Source organism: Variovorax boronicumulans, assembly GCF_009811375.1.
Taxonomy (GTDB): Bacteria; Pseudomonadota; Gammaproteobacteria; order Burkholderiales; family Burkholderiaceae_C; genus Variovorax; species Variovorax boronicumulans.
In genome coordinates, this window is record NZ_BKDH01000001.1 from 962,476 (window position 1) to 977,791 (window position 15,316).

The window sequence follows — 15,316 nt, forward strand, 5'->3', positions numbered from 1 at the left end:
TCGACCGCCATGGGCGAACGCCTTTTCCTCCGGCTTCACGACGACCCGCTGCACGGGCCGGAGTCGGGCGTGCCCGACGGCACGCTGCAGGTGCTGCCGATCGCACCGGCCCTGCGGTCGCATGTCTCGCACCTGCTGATGTACCGCGAGACCTTCGCGCCCGGCCACGAGGTGCGCGAGCGCGTGCTGCCCGACGGCGCGATCCGGTTGGTCTTCAACTTCGGCGATGCGCCCTCGGCCGACGACGCGCCGGGGCAGGCGGTCGAAGCCATCGGCGCCTTCGCCGCGCCCGCCGTGGTGCGGATGCGTGACACGGTGGAAGGCCTGTCGGTGGCGCTGCGCCCCGGCGCGGCGGCAGCGCTGCTGGGCGTGCCGGCCGGCGAGATCGCGGGCCGCGCGGTGCACCTGGACGAACTCTGGGGCGGCGAGGGCACGACGCTGCTCGCGCGCATGGCCGAAGCGCGCGGCGATGCCGCACGCGCGGAGTTGCTGCAGCAAGCTCTGGTGAAGCGCCTGCAGAAAGCCGGCGACGGCACGCCGCCGGCCGCCGCGATGCACGCCGCGCGGCTCATCGCCGCCGCCGACGGGCGTCAGGCATTGCGCGAGGTGGCGCAGGCGGTCGGCGTGGGCGAGCGCCGGTTGCAGCAGCTCTTTCATGCGCACGTCGGGCTGTCGCCGCGCGCCTGGGGCCGGCTCGCGCGGCTGCATGCCTGCCTGCGCGCGCTGCGCCTGCACAGCGCGCCGGCCTGGGCTGACATGGCGTCGGACCACGGGTTCTACGACCAGTCGCACCTCGTCAACGAGTTCCGCGGCCTGTGCGGCGTGACGCCCACCGAGTTCCTCGGGCGCCGGGTTTCGGTTTCTTCCAAGACGGCGCGCTGAGGCCGGCCTATCGTGGCGGCTCGTCCTGCCCAAGGACCCTCACCGAACGAAGGAGCAACGACACATGACAGCAGCCCCCTCTACCCCCGACGCCGCGCACCGTCCGCTGGCGGGCCGCGTGGCCGTGGTGACCGGCGCCAGCCGCGGCGCGGGCCGCGGCATCGCGCAGGAACTGGGCGCGGCCGGCGCCACCGTGTACGTGACCGGGCGCAGCACCCGCGCGCGGCCGGCCGACAGCTACGGCCAGCTGCTCGCCCTGTCCGAACTGGCCGCCTTGCCCGGCACCATCGACGACACCGCCGAGGAGGTCACGCAATTCGGTGGGCGCGGCATTGCCGTGGCCTGCGATCACACGAAGGAAGGCGAGGTGGCGGCGCTGTTCGCGCGCGTCGAGCGCGAGCAGGGCCGGCTCGACCTGCTCGTGAACAACGCCTGGGGCGGCCACGAAAGCTTCACGGGTGTCTTCGAGGCGCCGTTCTGGGAGCACCCGCTCGCCAACTGGGATTCGATGTTCGACCGCGGCGTGCGCAACCACCTCGTGGCCAGCCGCTGCGCCGCGCCGGGGATGGTGGCGCGCAAGCAGGGCCTGATCGTCACCACCACCTTCTGGGACCGCGGCCACTACCTGCGCGGCAACCTGTTCTACGACCTCGCCAAGGCATCGATGACGCGGCTGGCCTTCGGCATCGCGCAGGAACTGCAGCCGCACGGCGTGGCTTCGGTGGCGGTGTCGCCGGGCTGGATGCGCACCGAGTTCGTGCTCGCGGGCCACAAGACCGACGAAGCGCACTGGCAGGAGCGCCCCGCGCTGGCGCGCACCGAGTCGCCGCGCTACCTGGGCCGCGCCGTGGCCGCGCTGGCAGCCGATGCGCAGGTGCTCGACAAGACCGGCCAGGTGCTGCGCGTGGCCGACCTGGCGCGTGCCTACGGCTTCACCGACATCGACGGGCGGCAGGTCGAGGCGTTCGAGCTGTAGGGCGCGTCAGCGCAGGTCGCGCACGTCGATGCGAAAGCGCAGCTCGGGCGCGCCGCCCAGCCCGGGCTCGGTGATGAACTCCTCGACCAGCGCGCCGCCGTTGGCGCGGATCACGCGCTGCGAGGCGAGGTTGTCGGTGCTGGTCGTGATCTCGACGTGGTCCAGGCCGATGGCGCGCGCATCGGGCAGCAGCGCGCGCAGCGCGGCGGTGGCATAGCCCCGGCCGCTTTTCCACGGCACCACGCCGTAGCCGATGTGGCCGAGGCAGTACGAAGGCTGGGCGTTGGTGCCCGGCTGCCAGCGCAATTGGATGCTGCCGCAGAACTCGCCGTCCCACAGCCAGCGCCGGTAGCCCGGCAGCCGCGGCACGGTGCCGCCAGTGGGCAGCGCGATGGGCGGGCCCTTGGCCTCGCGGTCGACGAGGCCGGCGAGAAAGCCGTCGGGGTTGGCGCGGATCAGCGCCAGTTCTTCCAGGCCGGCTTCGGCCCGCAGGTTGTTGGGCGACCAGCCGCGTTCCAGTGCGGCGATGTAGCCAGGCAGGTGCTCGGGCGAGGGCCAGACGAGTTGCAGTGCGGAAAGGGACATGGGAAACAGTCCTTGTTGCTTTGATCAGTACGAGCGCAGGGCGATGCCCCAGCGCCCCTCGGCCTGCACGACGATCCAGAGGTTGGCGTGCGTGCTGAGCACCGCGCCGGCCGCATCGCGCCGCGTGTAGTGCACGACGAAGTGCACCTTGTCGTGGCTCACGAGCACCGGCTCCTTCTTTTCGTACTGCGTGCGCGCCCAGCCGCCGGCCTTGAGCGTGTCGAAGAAATCCACCGGGTGCCGGCCGGGCGCGGGCCAGTCGAGCCGCTGCGCGCCCGAGAGCATCGTGTGCGGAAAGTGCAGCTCGGCGTCCATGCCGCGCGTGTCCGAGGCATTGAACGCGGCCGTGAAACGGTCGAGGCAGGCCGACGCGGCGGCGACGACGGCCGCGTGCGGCGCGTCGGAGGGCGGCGGGGCGACGAAGGCAGAGAAATCGGTCATGTGCCGGATGGTAGGCGAGCGTGCGCATGTCGGTTGCGTCTGCAATAAATGCAACTGAGTTGCGTCAATCCATATAATGCAATTCTGTTGCAACTATGGAGCCTGCCCTCATGGCCGATCGCCTTCCCGTCACCGTGCTGTCCGGCTTCCTGGGCGCCGGCAAGACCACGCTGCTCAACCACATCCTGCACAACCGCGAGGGCCGCCGCGTGGCGGTGATCGTCAACGACATGAGCGAGGTCAACATCGACGCCGCGCTGGTGCGCGAAGGCGGTGCCGCGCTGTCGCGCACCGACGAGAAGCTGGTCGAGATGAGCAACGGCTGCATCTGCTGCACGCTGCGCGAAGACCTGCTGATCGAGGTGAAGCGGCTCGCCAAGGAAGGGCGCTTCGACCAGCTCGTGATCGAGTCGACCGGCATTTCCGAGCCGCTGCCCGTGGCCGAGACCTTCACCTTCGCGGGCGAGGACGGCCAGAGCCTGGCCGACGTGGCGCGGCTGGACACCATGGTCACGGTGGTCGATGCCTTCAACTTCCTGCGCGACTACGGCTCGCCCGACAGCCTGGGCCAGCGCGGCCAGTCGCTGGGCGACGAAGACACGCGCACGGTGGTCGACCTGCTGATCGAGCAGATCGAGTTCTGCGACGTGCTCGTGGTCAACAAGACCGACCTCGTGACGGGCGAGGAGCGCGAGCGGCTGATGGCCATCTTGCGCAGCCTCAACCCGCGTGCGCGCATCGAAGAATCGGAATTCGGTCGCGTCGCGCTCGACCGCGTGCTCGACACGGGCCTGTTCGATTTCGAGCAGGCCGAGCAGGCGCCCGGCTGGCTGGCCGAGCTGCGCGGCGAGCATGTGCCCGAGAGCGAGGCCTACGGCATCCGCAGCTTCGTCTACCGCTCGCGCCTGCCGTTCCATCCGCAGCGCTTCTGGGACTTGGTGCAGAGCGAGTGGGAGGGCGTGGTGCGCTCCAAGGGCTTCTTCTGGCTCGCGAGCCGGCCGACCCGCGCGGGTGCATGGTCGCAGGCCGGCGGCGCCTGCCGCTACGGCGTGGCGGGCCTGTGGTGGGCGGCCGTGCCGCGCGAGCACTGGCCGACCGACCCCGACGGGCTCGAACTCATCCGCAAGAACTGGGACGACGCCACCGGCGATGCGCGCCAGGAGCTGGTGCTGATCGGCATCGGCATGGACGAGGCCGCATTGCGCGCGCGGCTCGATGCCTGCCTGCTCACGCCCAACGAGATGCGCTTCGGCCCCTCGTGGTGGCAGAACCTGCCCGATCCGTTTCCGTCGTGGAACGTGTGAGCGCGCGGGCGGTTCAGTCGCCGGCGCTGTTGGGCTGCATCGCCTGCTGCACCAGCCGCGCCATGGCCGACGCGTTCTCGCTGCCGACGGCGGCCAGGCCCTGCACGGTGCCTTGACGGTCCTGCAGGGCTTCGTCCTGGCTGGCCTTGAGCTTGCCTTCGAGGCGGTCGATGGGGATCTCGATGCCCACCACGGCGCGCGCCAGCTTGCGGATGAAGGTCTCGGGCGCGTCCGTGGTCTGCCAGGGCACGGGTTGGCCGGCCTCGTTCGCCGCGGTCAGCCGCGCGAGCAGGTCGAGCAGCCAGGCTTCGTCGTCGATGGTGCGCGCGATGCCGTGCGCGTGCGCGACGGCGTAGTTCCAGGTCTGCACCACCTGGCCGTGCTCGGCCTTGCCGGGGTACCAGCCGGGCGTGATGTAGGCCTGCGGCCCCTGGAACATCACGACCGAAGGGGCCGCGGCATCGAGCTGGCGCCACACGGGATTGGCGCGCGACACGTGGCCGAGCAGCGTGCCGAACGGGCCGCGCGAGCGGTCGAGCAGAAAGGGCAGGTGGTTGGCGACCAGCCCGTCGGCGCCCGGCACGACCCAGGCGCCCAGCGGATGCGCGTCGATCAGCGCGTGGCTCGCGCCGAGGTCGGGCTGGCGGTGGTGCCGGGAGACGTACACGTGCAGCGCGATGAAACTATCGAGCGCAGTCGCCGCACATGCCGTGCAGCGTGAGCGCCGTGTGCCGCGTGTCGATGCCCTGCTTGCGCAGCGCCTTGCCGAGCCGGCCCATCACCTTGGGCAGTTCGGGGTCGGAGGGCAGGGCCAGCACCTTGTGGCACTGGTCGCATTCGAAGGTGTTGCCCGAGGCGGTGTCGACGTGCCGCGCGAAGCGGTTGACCCGGTCTGCGCCCACGCGGCGGTCGCACAGGCCGGCCTCGACCAGCCGGTCGAGCACGCGGTAGAGCGTGACGCGGTCGGGCGGCTCGCCCGTGGCGGCGGTGTAGGCGGCGGCCACTTCCTCGTGGGTCAGCGGCTGCGAGCCGTGTTCGAGCAGCTCGAGCACGGTCTGGGCGGCGCGCGTCACGCGCAGCCCGCTGCCGCGCAGCAGCGCCTCGCTGTCGAAGGCGGGGCGGGGCGACGAGGTCTTCGGGGACGGGTTCGGGGTGGTCTTCATGCGAAACGCCATTGTGTTGCATCCGGCGCTCCCTTGTGCCGGCAAGGGCGCCGGGGCGGCCCGAGGCGCGGATGTTGCGAGGTGCAAGTCAGCCAACCGGCCGTTTCGCCGCGGCCCGGGTCGCCCGAATGCGCTAAGGTCCGGGCATTCGCATTCCTGAATACCTTCGTTGACCATGTCCCGTCCCCCCATCGAAATCGAAACCGCCCCGAACCCCACCGCCTCGGTGATCCTGATGCACGGCCTGGGTGCCGACGGCAACGACTTCGTGCCGATCGCCGGCGAACTCGACCTGTCGGCCGTGGGCCCGGTGCGCTTCGTGTTCCCCAACGCGCCCGTCATTCCCGTGACTATCAACGGCGGCTACGAGATGCCCGCCTGGTACGACATCGCGGTGGCCGATCTGGTGGCGCGCGAGGACGAGGCCGGCCTGCGCCGCTCGCAGGCGAGCATCGAGGCCCTCATCGCCAACGAGAAGGCACGCGGCATCCCCGCCCATCGCATCGTGGTGGCCGGTTTCTCGCAAGGCTGCGCGATGGCGCTGATGACGGGGCTGCGCCACGGCGAGCGGCTGGCCGGCATCGTCGGCCTTTCGGGCTACCTGCCGATCGCCGCGACCACGGCGGCCGAGCGCCACGGCGCCAACCACGACACGCCCGTGTTCCTCGCGCACGGCCGGCAGGACCCGGTGGTGCCGCTGGCGCGCGCCGAACAGTCGCGCGACGCGCTGGTGGCGCTGGGCCACCCCGTCGAATGGCACGAATACCAGATGGCGCACTCGGTCTGCATGGAAGAGATCGCCGACCTCAACCACTTCCTGCTGCGCGTGTTCGGCTGAAGGCCCGCCACGCCGGGCCGCGCGCGCATCCATCCTGATCCTGTCACCCCGAAAGAACGCACAGAAGGAGACCCCCATGATCCTGGTCATCGGACACGCGCTGGCAAAGGCCGACACCCTGCAGGCGATGCTGGCCATCAGCGTGGAACACGTGCTGCGCTCGCGCGCCGAGCCCGGCTGCATCTCGCATGACGTCACGACCGACGTGCAAGACCCGCTGCAGCTCACCTTCGTGGAGCGCTGGAGCGACATGGCGGCGCTGCAGGCGCACTTTCGCGTCGATGCGTCGCGCGCTTTCGGCAAGGCGCTCGCGGCCATGGCCGACGGCGTGCCGTCGATCCATGTCTACCAGTCGGAAGAGATCGACCTCGCGGCGGGCCGCGCCAAGGCCTGAATTTCGAACCCCGCTGCGCGCCGCAAGGCCGGTGGTATTTGAGAGGGTAGCTATGAAAAAAGTAGCAAAAAACAGCATAGCCGGATGCGGGATTCCCTGCTTCAGCAGTGCCTGTCCGCCCGTGCTACCTTCCAGCCCCACAGAAGATTGATGGGTCATAAGAACATGAGCAACAGATTGCAGGAGAGGCTGGGTGCACTCCCGGCCGCGCGATTGAAGGGAATGCGTCGCGGCATCGAGAAGGAAAGCCTGCGCGCGCTGCCCGACGGCAAGCTGGCCCTCACGCCGCATCCGCTGGCGCTGGGCTCGGCGCTCACGCATCCGCACATCACGACCGACTTCAGCGAATCGCAGCTCGAACTCATCACGGGCGTGCACGCGGGCGTGGAGTCGGCGCTCGAAGAGCTCACGCGGGTGCACCAGTTCACCTACCGCGTGCTCGACCAGCTCGGCGACGAGCGCCTGTGGGTGTCGAGCATGCCCTGCGGCCTGCCGACCGACGAGACCATTCCGATCGGCCGCTACGGCTCGTCGAACGTGGGCCGCGCCAAGAGCGTGTACCGCATGGGCCTGAGCCACCGTTATGGCCGCCGCATGCAGACCATCTCGGGCATCCACTACAACTGGTCGCTGCCGGAGGTGTCGAGCGAAGAGTACTTTGCGCTGATCCGCAACTTCCGCCGTCAGGCCTTTTTGCTGCTGTACCTGTTCGGCGCCTCGCCGGCCCTGTGTTCGAGCTTTGTCGCGGGCCGCCCGCACGAGCTGCAGCCGCTGGGCGACGGCAGCATGTACATGCCGCACGGCACCTCGCTGCGCATGGGCCGCCTGGGCTACCAGAGCGAGGCGCAGGCCTCGCTGGCCGTGAGCTACAACAGCCTGGAGGGCTACGGCGCCTCGCTGCAGGACGCGCTCACGCGCCCGTGGCCAGCCTACGAGGCCATCGGCATCCGCAACCTGGGCGGCGACTACAACCAGCTGGGCACCAGCCTGCTGCAGATCGAGAACGAGTTCTACGGCACGATCCGCCCCAAGCGCGTGATCCACTCCGGCGAGCGCCCGCTGCATGCGCTGCGCGAGCGCGGCGTGGAGTACGTCGAGGTGCGCCTGATGGACCTCGACCCCTTCGAGACCGTCGGCATCAACGCGCAGACCATGCGCTTCATCGACGTGTTCCTGCTGCACTGCCTGCTGAACGACAGCCCCGACGACACGCCGCAAGAAATCGCCGACCTGGCGCAGAACCAGCACCTCACGGCCGCGCGCGGCCGCGAGCCGGGGCTGAAGCTGCGCCGCGACGGGCGCGAGGTCGCGCTCACCGACTGGGGCCTGGAGCTGGTCGAGCAGTGCCTGCCGATTGCCGCCGCGCTCGATGCGGCGCAGGGCGGCACGCAGCACGTCGACGCGGTGCGCGCCGCCAAGGCCGGCCTCGAGAACCCCGACAGCCTGCCTTCTGCCCGGGTGCTCGCGGCCATCGAGCAGCAGCACGGCAACTCCTTCGTCGGCTTCGTGCGCGCCCAGTCGGAGCAGACCCGCGCCGCGCTGCTCGCGCTGCCGTTCTCGGCCGCGCAGCAGGCCGGGTTCGAGCAGATGACGGCCGAGTCGATCCAGGCGCAAAAGCGCATCGAGGCGGCCGACACCATGCCCTTCGAGATCTACCGCGAGCAGTACGTCTCGCCGGCGCGCCTGGGCATGGCCCCCGGCCGCCTGCCGGTCGCGGCCTGAGACGGTCACCCCGGCGGCGCCGGCCGGCGCATGCCGACAGCGCCGCTGGCCGATGGCCTACAGCCATTGACCTGTCCGGCTCACCGTGACGCGGCGGCCAGCCCCGAAGATGGCGTCATGCGCTGCCCAGTTCCGGACCCGAGACACCCACCATGACGCTCCATGCCTACCTGGTCGAGGACAGTCCGGTGATCCGCGAGAACCTGGTCGACTTTCTCGAGGACGTGGTCGATGCGCACGTGATCGCCTCGGCCAGCACCGCCGACGAAGCGCTCGACTGGCTGCGCGACCACAAGAGCGACTGGGACCTGGCCATCGTCGACCTGTTCCTGCAGCGCGGCAACGGCTTGGCCGTGCTGAACGCCTGCCGCCAGCGCTCGCCGCACCAGAAGGTGGTGGTGCTCAGCAACTACGCCACCGCCGACATGCGCCTGCGCTCGCAGCAGCTGGGCGCCGATGCCTTCTTCGACAAATCGGCCGAACTCGACCAGCTGGTGGCGTACTGCGCCACCGTCCAGCCGTCGCATGGGTGACTCCCGCCGGGGGCGCCCGGCGGCGAACGGGGCGGGGAACTGAGGTAAAACGTTGGGTTGTTGTCAATTGGCAACCTTTACCAACACCGTTCAGACAGCGAGCAGAGACCTCATGAGCAACAGCACCTCCATCGACTTCCAGGGCCGCGTGGCCATCGTGACCGGCGCCGGCGGCGGCCTGGGCCGCCAGCATGCGCTGGCCTTGGCGGCGCGCGGCGCCAAGGTGGTGGTCAACGACCTGGGCGGCGCGCGCGACGGCTCGGGCGGCTCGGTCAGCGCCGCGCAGGCGGTGGTCGACGAGATCAAGGCGGCCGGCGGCGAAGCCATTGCCAACGGCGCCTCGGTGACCGACTTCGAGGCCGTGCAGGCCATGGTCAAGCAGGCGGTCGACGCCTGGGGCCGCGTCGACATCCTGGTGAACAACGCCGGCATCCTGCGCGACAAGAGCTTCGCCAAGATGGAGCTGGACGACTTCAAACTCGTGGTCGACGTGCACCTGATGGGCGCCGTGAACTGCACCAAGGCCGTCTGGGCGCTCATGAACGAGCAGAAGTACGGCCGCATCGTGATGACCACCTCCTCGTCGGGCCTGTACGGCAACTTCGGCCAGAGCAACTACGGCGCCGCCAAGCTGGCGCTGGTGGGCCTCATGCAAACGCTGAGCATCGAAGGCGCCAAGAACGACATCCGCGTGAACTGCCTGGCGCCCACCGCCGCCACGCGCATGACGGAAGACCTGTTCCCCAAGGACATGCTCGAGGCCTTCCGCCCCGAGGCCGTGGTGCCCGCAATGCTGGTGCTGGCCGCGCAGGACGCGCCCAACCGCACCATCCTCTGTGCCGGCGCCGGCACCTTCGAGGCCGCCCACATCACGCTGACGCAGGGCGCCTGGCTGGGCATTGCCGCCGACACGCCCGAGCAGCTGGCCGCGCGCCTGTCGGAAGTGACCGCGCGCGAGGGCGAGGCCGTGCCGCAAAGCGGCGCCGCCCAGGGCGCGAACGAAGTTGCCAAGGGCCAGGCGAACGCCGGCCGACGCTGAGCCTTCGTCACGCGGTGCATGGCGCTTGACTTCGAGCGCACTCGAGCATTTCCAATGAATTCACCGGATGTCCGGTGTCTTCATTCATCCAAGGAAATCACGCCATGCACACGATCGACAACAAGGCCCTGGTCCAGCGCATCCACGCGGAGCTGGACAGGGGCAACGGCCAGGCTTTCATCGACAGCCTCGCCGACGACGCCAGCTGGACGCTGGAAGGCAGCACGCCCTGGTCGCGCACCTACCAGGGCAAGCAGGCGATCCGCGAGGAGCTGATCAAGCCGCTGTTCGGGCAGTTCGCCGGGCCCTATGTGAGCAAGACCGAATGCATCATTGCGGAAGGCGACCGCGTGGTGGTGCTGTTCAGCGGCGACGTGCCCACCAAGGCCGGCAAGCGCTACAACAACCGCTATTGCTACGTCTACCGACTCGAAGGAGGCCAGGTGAAAACATTGACCGAGTACTTCGACACCGCGCTGGTCGAGCGGGCGCTCGACGCGCCGACCGCCCATGCCGGCTGATCCCGCCACTGTCGCCGCCACGCCGTCGTTCCACATCGGCGAGCTGGCCGCGCGCACGGGCCGCACGGTGCACGCCATCCGCTGGTACGAATCGCAGGGCCTCGTGCCCGGCGTGGCGCGCGATGCGGGCGGGCGGCGCGTGTATGGCGAACTGCATGTGGGCTGGCTCGACCTGATGGACCGGCTGCGCCGCACCGGCATGTCGATCGCCGAGATGCGCGACTACACGGCGCTCGCATTGCAGGGCAAGGCCACGCTGCGCCAGCGGCGCGATCTGCTCGAGGCGCACCGCGCGCGCGTGCACCAGACCATTGCCGACTGGCAGCAGGCGCTGTCGCTGGTCGATCGCAAGATCGATTTCTACGACGCCTGGATGGCCGGCGGGCGGCGCCCGCCGCTCATTCCGGTGGAAACGCCGCAGCACCTGCCCGCGCCGAAGCGCAAGCCGGCGCGCTGAGCTTCGACTCGACTACTCGGCGACGAAGCCCTCGCCGTCGCGGCGGATCGAATCGCGGGCGCGGTGATTGTTGAGGCGGCCCAGCGTGTTGTCGAGCAGGCGCTTGAGCTTGTCGGCCGCGCCGCGGAAGGCCTCGTCGAGGCTGGTGGCGTGCTGTGTCACCGCGAGCGGCTGGTGGTGCGCCAGGCGCGCTTCCATCACGCAGCACTTGTCGCCGCCGCCGGCCTTGTCGTGGTTCTCGTCGCTCAGGTGCACCTCGACGCGCGTCACGTCTTCGACGAAACGGCTCAGGTGCTGCTTGATCTCGGTGTCTGCCCAGCGCTCCAGCGTGTCCTTGTTGGTGATGCCATTGCTCGTGTTGACCTGGATCTGCATTGCGTATGTCCCTGCTGGATGGTGAACGAGCCTTCACTGTGCACCCGAAAGAGTGCCCCTGTGCGTAGGTGTGTTGCCCCTTTTTGCCGGGGCATGGCCGCGTGCTCAGCTCTGGATGTAACTGGTCAGCTGCGTGATGGTCTGCTCGTGCTCGGAAATGATGTCGTCCATCAGGTCTTGAATGGAGATCATGCCGACCACCTTGTCGCCGTCGACCACGGGCAGGTGGCGGAACTTGCGCTGGCTCATGAGCGCCATGCAGGCGCGGGTGCGGGTCTGCGGGGTGACGGTCATCACGTCGGGCGTCATGATCTCGGCGACCTTCATCTCTTTCGAGTTCTTGCCCTGCAGCGCCACCTTGCGGGTGTAGTCGCGCTCGGACAAAAAGCCCACGAGCTTTTCGCCGTCCATCACCATGAGCGCGCCCACTTCGAAATGCGCCAGCGTGGCCAGCGCGTCGAACACGCTGGTGTCGGGCGAGGTGCGCCAGGCGGCGGAATCGTGGCGCTTGAGCAGTTCGGAGACGGGTTTCATCGCAGGCACTCCATTCAGGGGTTTCGATCCGGCCGACGCACGTGGCGGCGCCGTGCTTCGGACAAATCATAGGGGCGGAATCGCCCTTCGCGATGCAAAACCCTCCCGGGTGTTGCGCGTGTCATGCCGCGCACACGAACCCGGGGATGATCAAGGGTGCTCAGGGCGCGGCGGCCAGCACGCGGCTCAGCGCCACGGCATTGCCCGCGACGTCCTTCACGAGGCCCTGCGCGTCGAAGTTCACCTGGAACTCCGACCAGCTGTCGCGCCAGTAGCGCCACACCGGCGCGTCCAGGCTCGGGTTCTCGCTGGCCACCGGGTAGCCCAGTGCCATCAGCACCTGTTCGCGCGTCATGCCCGGCATCACCTTGCCCGCGAGGATGGCGGCGCCCACCGCAGGCGGGAAGCTGGCGATCTTGCGCTTCGGGTCTTCGGTGACCACGTAGCGCTTGGCGAAGTCGATCAGCGTGATGTTGCGGCTGTAGTCGTTCTTGATGCGCTGGGGCTTGCCCGCGAGATCGAGGTTGAAGAAGCGGAAGTCGTAGGCCGTGATGCGCGCCGGCGTGCCCACGGGGACGATGCTCGTGCCCTGTTCGTCGTAGTTGATGTCGCTGATCGAGTCGCCGTAGGTGCGCATGTTGCAGCACAGGAAACCGTCGGTCAGCGGACCGGGCGGGGGCGACGGGCGCTGGGCGTGCACCGCGGTGGCGGACAGGATGGTGGTGGCCGCGAGCAGGGCGGCGGCGGCAAGGCGCTGGACCATGAAAAGGATCTCCCTCGGTGTGACTTTTTGAAACGGCTGCGGGCGCAGCGCGCGGATTCTAGGGGTGATCTTGCGGCCAACAAGCCAGTGAATACGCCAGTTGGTGCTATCAAAAGCGCAGCATCGAGGAATCGGTCCGTTTCCCGGTTCACAATGCGCACCCGGCCTGCGAGGCCGGTCCCTTCCAGACAGCGCGAAAGAAAGAGCATCCATCGATGGCGATCCAGTGGTTCCCCGGTCACATGTATTCGACCCAGAAGGCCATCACCGAACGGGTGAAGGACATCGACGTGGTGATCGAACTGCTCGACGCGCGCCTGCCCGGCTCCAGCGCCAACCCGATGCTGGCCGAGCTCACGGCCGGGCGGCCCACGCTGAAGGTGCTCAACAAGCAGGACCTGGCCGACCCCGTGCGCACCGAGGCCTGGCTGGCGCACTACAACGCGCTGCCCGACACCCGCGCCATCGCGCTCGATGCGAGCCTGACCATGCCCGCGCAGCGCATCGTGCGCGCCTGCCACGAGCTGTCGCCCAACCGCGGCGGCATGGCCAAGCCGATGCGCGTGCTGATCTGCGGCATTCCCAACGTGGGCAAGTCGACCCTCATCAACACGCTCACCGGCGGGCGCAAGGCCAAGACCGGCGACGAGGCCGGCATCACCAAGCTGGAGCAGCGCATCACGCTGGCCGACGACTTCTACCTGTGGGACACGCCCGGCATGCTGTGGCCGCGCATCATCGTGCCCAAGAGCGGCTACAACCTCGCGGCCAGCGGCGCGGTGGGGCGCAATGCCTTCGACGAGGAAGAAGTGGCGCTGGAGCTGCTCGACTACCTCAAGGCGAACTACGCCGAGGGCATCGTCGCGCGCTTCAAGCTCGTCGAGCTCGATGCCGCCACCCTGGGCGGCATGAAGGACGAAGACGTCCTCGACACCATCGGCCGCAAGCGCGGCGCGCTGCTGGGCAAGGGCAAGGTCAACCTGCAGAAGGCCGCCGAGATCGTGATGCACGAGTTCCGCGCCGGCAACCTGGGGCGCATCACGCTCGAGACGCCCGAGGAGTTCGCGCAGTGGCTGGCCGCCGGCCAGCGCGCCGATGCCGAGCGCGCCGCGAAGAAGGCGGCGCGCGGCAAGAAGGGCAAGCAAAAGCCCGAAGCGCCCGAGACAGACGGCGGCTCAGCGGCCGACGCGTGAAGGTCTTGCGCGCGGCTCGCTGAAGGCCGCGCGGGCCGCCCCTATCATCGAGACATGCAACGTCTCACGCGCCAGCGCAACGCCGTTTTCTCCGCCTTCAGCGACGCCGGCCGCGTGCTGACCGCCCCCGAAATCCTCGAGCACGCACGGGCCATCGTGCCCGAGATCAGCCTGTCGACGGTGTACCGCCAGGTCTCGCTGCTGCTGGCCGACGGCGAGATCGCAAAGGTCGAACTGCCGGGCGAGCCCGCGCGCTATGAAGTGGCCTGCAAGGCTGATCCGCACGACCACCATTCGCACGGCGCAGGCGAGGGTGGCGATGCAGGGCACCACCACCATCACTACTTCCATTGCTCGCACTGCGGCCAGGTGTTCCTGCTGCACGCGTGCCCGGGGCCGATGCATGACCTCGCCCCCAAGGGCTTCCAGGTGACGCACCACGAGGTCACGCTGCATGGCCTGTGCGTGGCCTGTGTCGACGCCGGCGCGAAAGCGCCGAAGGCGCATCCGCCGCACTGACGACGGCAGGGCCCCGGATGCCGGGGAAGGTCAACAAAGTTATTGAGAATGAATTCGCAATAACGTATATTCGCGTGTCCGAACGAACTCCCCGGCCACGCACATGCAAGTCCTGTCCTCGCTCAAGGAAGCCAAGAAGCGTCACCGCGATTGCCAGGTGGTGACGCGGCGCGGCCGCACCTACGTCATCTGCAAGTCCAACCCGCGCTTCAAGGCGCGGCAAGGCGGCGCAAAGAACAAGCGCTGAGCATTCGGCGGCTCTGCCGCCGTCGCCTTCATTCCCCATTCGATGACCGCATCGGCGTGCCCACGCCGGGGCGTGCCTGCGCGCGTCTTTCCTTTCCTTCTTCCTTCCATCGGAATCCCTCCGCCATGCTCCGAGCCTCCGGCCTCACCAAACGCTACGGCGCGCACACCGCGCTCGACCGTCTCGACCTCGACATCCGCGGCGGCGACATCTACTGCCTGCTGGGTGCCAACGGCGCGGGCAAGACGACCACCATCAACCTGTTCCTGAACTTCATCGCGCCGACCGACGGCACGGTGCAGATCAACGGCACCGACGTCACGCGCCACCCGGTCGCGACCAAGCAGGACGTGGCGTACATCCCCGAGCAGGTCACGCTCTACGGCACGCTCTCGGGCCTGGAAAACCTGCGCTTCTTCGCCGGCCTGGCGCTGGGCCACGAACTGCCGCGCGAACGCCTGCTTGCGCTGATGACCGAGGTGGGGCTCGACCACGCCGCCGCCGACAAGCGCGTCAGCATGTATTCGAAGGGCATGCGCCAGAAGGTATGGATCGCGGTGGCGCTGGCCAAAGAGGCCAAGGCGCTGCTGCTCGACGAGCCCACCTCGGGGCTCGACCCGCACGCCGCGGCCGAGTTCTCCGACCTGCTGCGCCGCGCGGCCGACCGTGGCGTGGCCGTGCTCACCACCACGCACGACCTGTTCCACGCGCAGCAGACCGCCACGCGCGTCGGGATCATGAAGCGTGGCCGGCTGGTCGAGAGCCTCGACGGCGCGCAGATCGGCCAGACCGACCTGCAGTCCCTCTACCTGCAACACATGAGGGCCTGA

The 15,316-nt window shown here is 69.0% G+C and carries 21 protein-coding genes; 14 read left to right on the plus strand and 7 right to left on the minus strand.

The features are described from left to right. Positions 1-9 precede the first annotated feature (9 nt). Both VHAB30_RS04550 and VHAB30_RS04555 read left to right on the plus strand, forming a co-directional pair. Positions 10-882, plus strand: coding sequence for a helix-turn-helix transcriptional regulator (locus VHAB30_RS04550; RefSeq protein ID WP_159275975.1), 873 nt, complete (start codon positions 10-12; stop codon positions 880-882). Positions 883-946: 64 nt separating this feature from the next. Continuing rightward, positions 947-1,858: an SDR family oxidoreductase gene (locus VHAB30_RS04555; protein ID WP_159275976.1), complete on the plus strand. Its 912-nt coding sequence runs from the start codon at positions 947-949 to the stop codon at positions 1,856-1,858. Positions 1,859-1,864: 6 nt separating this feature from the next. Here VHAB30_RS04555 and VHAB30_RS04560 read toward each other — a convergent pair whose 3' ends face one another. Both VHAB30_RS04560 and VHAB30_RS04565 read right to left on the minus strand, forming a co-directional pair. Then, positions 1,865-2,443 carry a GNAT family N-acetyltransferase gene (locus tag VHAB30_RS04560; protein ID WP_159275977.1) on the minus strand — a complete coding sequence of 193 codons (579 nt, stop codon included), beginning with the start codon at positions 2,441-2,443 and terminating at the stop codon, positions 1,865-1,867. A gap of 24 nt (positions 2,444-2,467) precedes the next feature. After that, positions 2,468-2,884, minus strand: a complete 417-nt coding sequence (locus tag VHAB30_RS04565; RefSeq protein ID WP_159275978.1) for a hypothetical protein — start codon at positions 2,882-2,884, stop codon at positions 2,468-2,470. 110 nt (positions 2,885-2,994) lie between these two features. Here VHAB30_RS04565 and zigA point away from each other — a divergent pair, with 110 nt between their 5' ends. Continuing rightward, positions 2,995-4,188, plus strand: coding sequence for a zinc metallochaperone GTPase ZigA (zigA, locus tag VHAB30_RS04570; RefSeq protein ID WP_159275979.1), 1,194 nt, complete (start codon positions 2,995-2,997; stop codon positions 4,186-4,188). A gap of 13 nt (positions 4,189-4,201) precedes the next feature. Here zigA and VHAB30_RS04575 read toward each other — a convergent pair whose 3' ends face one another. Together VHAB30_RS04575 and VHAB30_RS04580 are read right to left on the minus strand one after the other, a co-directional pair. Next, positions 4,202-4,855: an FMN-binding negative transcriptional regulator gene (locus VHAB30_RS04575; protein WP_159275980.1), complete on the minus strand. Its 654-nt coding sequence runs from the start codon at positions 4,853-4,855 to the stop codon at positions 4,202-4,204. Between the two features lie 16 nt (positions 4,856-4,871). Further along, positions 4,872-5,351, minus strand: coding sequence for a Fur family transcriptional regulator (locus tag VHAB30_RS04580; RefSeq protein WP_159275981.1), 480 nt, complete (start codon positions 5,349-5,351; stop codon positions 4,872-4,874). Between the two features lie 175 nt (positions 5,352-5,526). Between VHAB30_RS04580 and VHAB30_RS04585 the strand changes: the two genes are divergently transcribed. The 7 genes from VHAB30_RS04585 to VHAB30_RS04615 all read left to right on the plus strand — a co-directional run bounded on the left by VHAB30_RS04585 (position 5,527) and on the right by VHAB30_RS04615 (position 10,855). After that, positions 5,527-6,189, plus strand: a complete 663-nt coding sequence (locus VHAB30_RS04585; RefSeq protein WP_070062612.1) for an alpha/beta hydrolase — start codon at positions 5,527-5,529, stop codon at positions 6,187-6,189. Positions 6,190-6,265: 76 nt separating this feature from the next. Further along, a complete protein-coding gene (locus tag VHAB30_RS04590; RefSeq protein WP_062477003.1) occupies positions 6,266-6,583 on the plus strand; it encodes a putative quinol monooxygenase in 318 nt (105 codons plus the stop codon). Between the two features lie 165 nt (positions 6,584-6,748). Next, positions 6,749-8,305: a glutamate--cysteine ligase gene (gene gshA, locus VHAB30_RS04595; protein WP_095746179.1), complete on the plus strand. Its 1,557-nt coding sequence runs from the start codon at positions 6,749-6,751 to the stop codon at positions 8,303-8,305. Positions 8,306-8,457: 152 nt separating this feature from the next. Continuing rightward, positions 8,458-8,838, plus strand: coding sequence for a response regulator transcription factor (locus tag VHAB30_RS04600; RefSeq protein ID WP_139706529.1), 381 nt, complete (start codon positions 8,458-8,460; stop codon positions 8,836-8,838). 112 nt (positions 8,839-8,950) lie between these two features. Next, on the plus strand, positions 8,951-9,877 hold the full coding sequence (locus VHAB30_RS04605) for an SDR family NAD(P)-dependent oxidoreductase (protein WP_062476995.1): 927 nt from the start codon (positions 8,951-8,953) through the stop codon (positions 9,875-9,877). Positions 9,878-9,981: 104 nt separating this feature from the next. After that, on the plus strand, positions 9,982-10,398 hold the full coding sequence (locus VHAB30_RS04610; protein WP_159270919.1) for a nuclear transport factor 2 family protein: 417 nt from the start codon (positions 9,982-9,984) through the stop codon (positions 10,396-10,398). Next, positions 10,388-10,855: a MerR family transcriptional regulator gene (locus VHAB30_RS04615; RefSeq protein WP_159275982.1), complete on the plus strand. Its 468-nt coding sequence runs from the start codon at positions 10,388-10,390 to the stop codon at positions 10,853-10,855. The genes VHAB30_RS04610 and VHAB30_RS04615 overlap by 11 nt, the downstream gene beginning before the upstream one ends. Before the next feature lie 12 nt (positions 10,856-10,867). Here VHAB30_RS04615 and VHAB30_RS04620 read toward each other — a convergent pair whose 3' ends face one another. The 3 genes from VHAB30_RS04620 to bamE form a co-directional block, all read right to left on the minus strand. Further along, positions 10,868-11,230 (minus strand): HPF/RaiA family ribosome-associated protein, encoded by a 363-nt coding sequence (locus VHAB30_RS04620; protein WP_062476985.1) that lies wholly within the window; start codon positions 11,228-11,230, stop codon positions 10,868-10,870. 105 nt (positions 11,231-11,335) lie between these two features. Beyond that, a complete protein-coding gene (locus VHAB30_RS04625) occupies positions 11,336-11,764 on the minus strand; it encodes a CBS domain-containing protein (RefSeq protein WP_070062567.1) in 429 nt (142 codons plus the stop codon). A gap of 160 nt (positions 11,765-11,924) precedes the next feature. Next, entirely contained in the window at positions 11,925-12,527 is a 603-nt protein-coding gene (bamE, locus tag VHAB30_RS04630) for an outer membrane protein assembly factor BamE domain-containing protein (protein ID WP_062476980.1), read from the minus strand. 215 nt (positions 12,528-12,742) lie between these two features. Here bamE and ylqF point away from each other — a divergent pair, with 215 nt between their 5' ends. The 4 genes from ylqF to VHAB30_RS04650 all read left to right on the plus strand — a co-directional run bounded on the left by ylqF (position 12,743) and on the right by VHAB30_RS04650 (position 15,316). Then, positions 12,743-13,720, plus strand: a complete 978-nt coding sequence (gene ylqF, locus VHAB30_RS04635) for a ribosome biogenesis GTPase YlqF (RefSeq protein WP_159275983.1) — start codon at positions 12,743-12,745, stop codon at positions 13,718-13,720. Positions 13,721-13,774: 54 nt separating this feature from the next. Continuing rightward, entirely contained in the window at positions 13,775-14,239 is a 465-nt protein-coding gene (locus tag VHAB30_RS04640) for a Fur family transcriptional regulator (protein ID WP_159275984.1), read from the plus strand. Positions 14,240-14,342: 103 nt separating this feature from the next. After that, positions 14,343-14,486, plus strand: coding sequence for a type B 50S ribosomal protein L36 (gene ykgO, locus VHAB30_RS04645; protein WP_159275985.1), 144 nt, complete (start codon positions 14,343-14,345; stop codon positions 14,484-14,486). 125 nt (positions 14,487-14,611) lie between these two features. After that, the gene (locus VHAB30_RS04650) at positions 14,612-15,316 is read left to right on the plus strand and encodes an ABC transporter ATP-binding protein (protein ID WP_062476970.1); all 705 of its coding nucleotides are present in this window, start codon (positions 14,612-14,614) and stop codon (positions 15,314-15,316) included.

Bases quoted from the DNA above. Each gene is read 5' to 3' on its own strand.
- VHAB30_RS04590 (WP_062477003.1), top strand. From the start codon at position 6,266: ATGATCCTGGTCATCGGACACGCGCTGGCAAAGGCCGACACCCTGCAG.
- zigA (WP_159275979.1), top strand. From the start codon at position 2,995: ATGGCCGATCGCCTTCCCGTCACCGTGCTGTCCGGCTTCCTGGGCGCC.
- ykgO (WP_159275985.1), top strand. From the start codon at position 14,343: ATGCAAGTCCTGTCCTCGCTCAAGGAAGCCAAGAAGCGTCACCGCGAT.
- VHAB30_RS04565 (WP_159275978.1), bottom strand. From the start codon at position 2,884: ATGACCGATTTCTCTGCCTTCGTCGCCCCGCCGCCCTCCGACGCGCCG.
- ylqF (WP_159275983.1), top strand. From the start codon at position 12,743: ATGGCGATCCAGTGGTTCCCCGGTCACATGTATTCGACCCAGAAGGCC.
- VHAB30_RS04550 (WP_159275975.1), top strand. From the start codon at position 10: ATGGGCGAACGCCTTTTCCTCCGGCTTCACGACGACCCGCTGCACGGG.
- bamE (WP_062476980.1), bottom strand. From the start codon at position 12,527: ATGGTCCAGCGCCTTGCCGCCGCCGCCCTGCTCGCGGCCACCACCATC.
- VHAB30_RS04610 (WP_159270919.1), top strand. From the start codon at position 9,982: ATGCACACGATCGACAACAAGGCCCTGGTCCAGCGCATCCACGCGGAG.
- VHAB30_RS04605 (WP_062476995.1), top strand. From the start codon at position 8,951: ATGAGCAACAGCACCTCCATCGACTTCCAGGGCCGCGTGGCCATCGTG.
- VHAB30_RS04585 (WP_070062612.1), top strand. From the start codon at position 5,527: ATGTCCCGTCCCCCCATCGAAATCGAAACCGCCCCGAACCCCACCGCC.
- VHAB30_RS04620 (WP_062476985.1), bottom strand. From the start codon at position 11,230: ATGCAGATCCAGGTCAACACGAGCAATGGCATCACCAACAAGGACACG.
- VHAB30_RS04650 (WP_062476970.1), top strand. From the start codon at position 14,612: ATGCTCCGAGCCTCCGGCCTCACCAAACGCTACGGCGCGCACACCGCG.
- VHAB30_RS04625 (WP_070062567.1), bottom strand. From the start codon at position 11,764: ATGAAACCCGTCTCCGAACTGCTCAAGCGCCACGATTCCGCCGCCTGG.
- gshA (WP_095746179.1), top strand. From the start codon at position 6,749: ATGAGCAACAGATTGCAGGAGAGGCTGGGTGCACTCCCGGCCGCGCGA.
- VHAB30_RS04615 (WP_159275982.1), top strand. From the start codon at position 10,388: ATGCCGGCTGATCCCGCCACTGTCGCCGCCACGCCGTCGTTCCACATC.
- VHAB30_RS04560 (WP_159275977.1), bottom strand. From the start codon at position 2,443: ATGTCCCTTTCCGCACTGCAACTCGTCTGGCCCTCGCCCGAGCACCTG.
- VHAB30_RS04600 (WP_139706529.1), top strand. From the start codon at position 8,458: ATGACGCTCCATGCCTACCTGGTCGAGGACAGTCCGGTGATCCGCGAG.
- VHAB30_RS04555 (WP_159275976.1), top strand. From the start codon at position 947: ATGACAGCAGCCCCCTCTACCCCCGACGCCGCGCACCGTCCGCTGGCG.
- VHAB30_RS04580 (WP_159275981.1), bottom strand. From the start codon at position 5,351: ATGAAGACCACCCCGAACCCGTCCCCGAAGACCTCGTCGCCCCGCCCC.
- VHAB30_RS04640 (WP_159275984.1), top strand. From the start codon at position 13,775: ATGCAACGTCTCACGCGCCAGCGCAACGCCGTTTTCTCCGCCTTCAGC.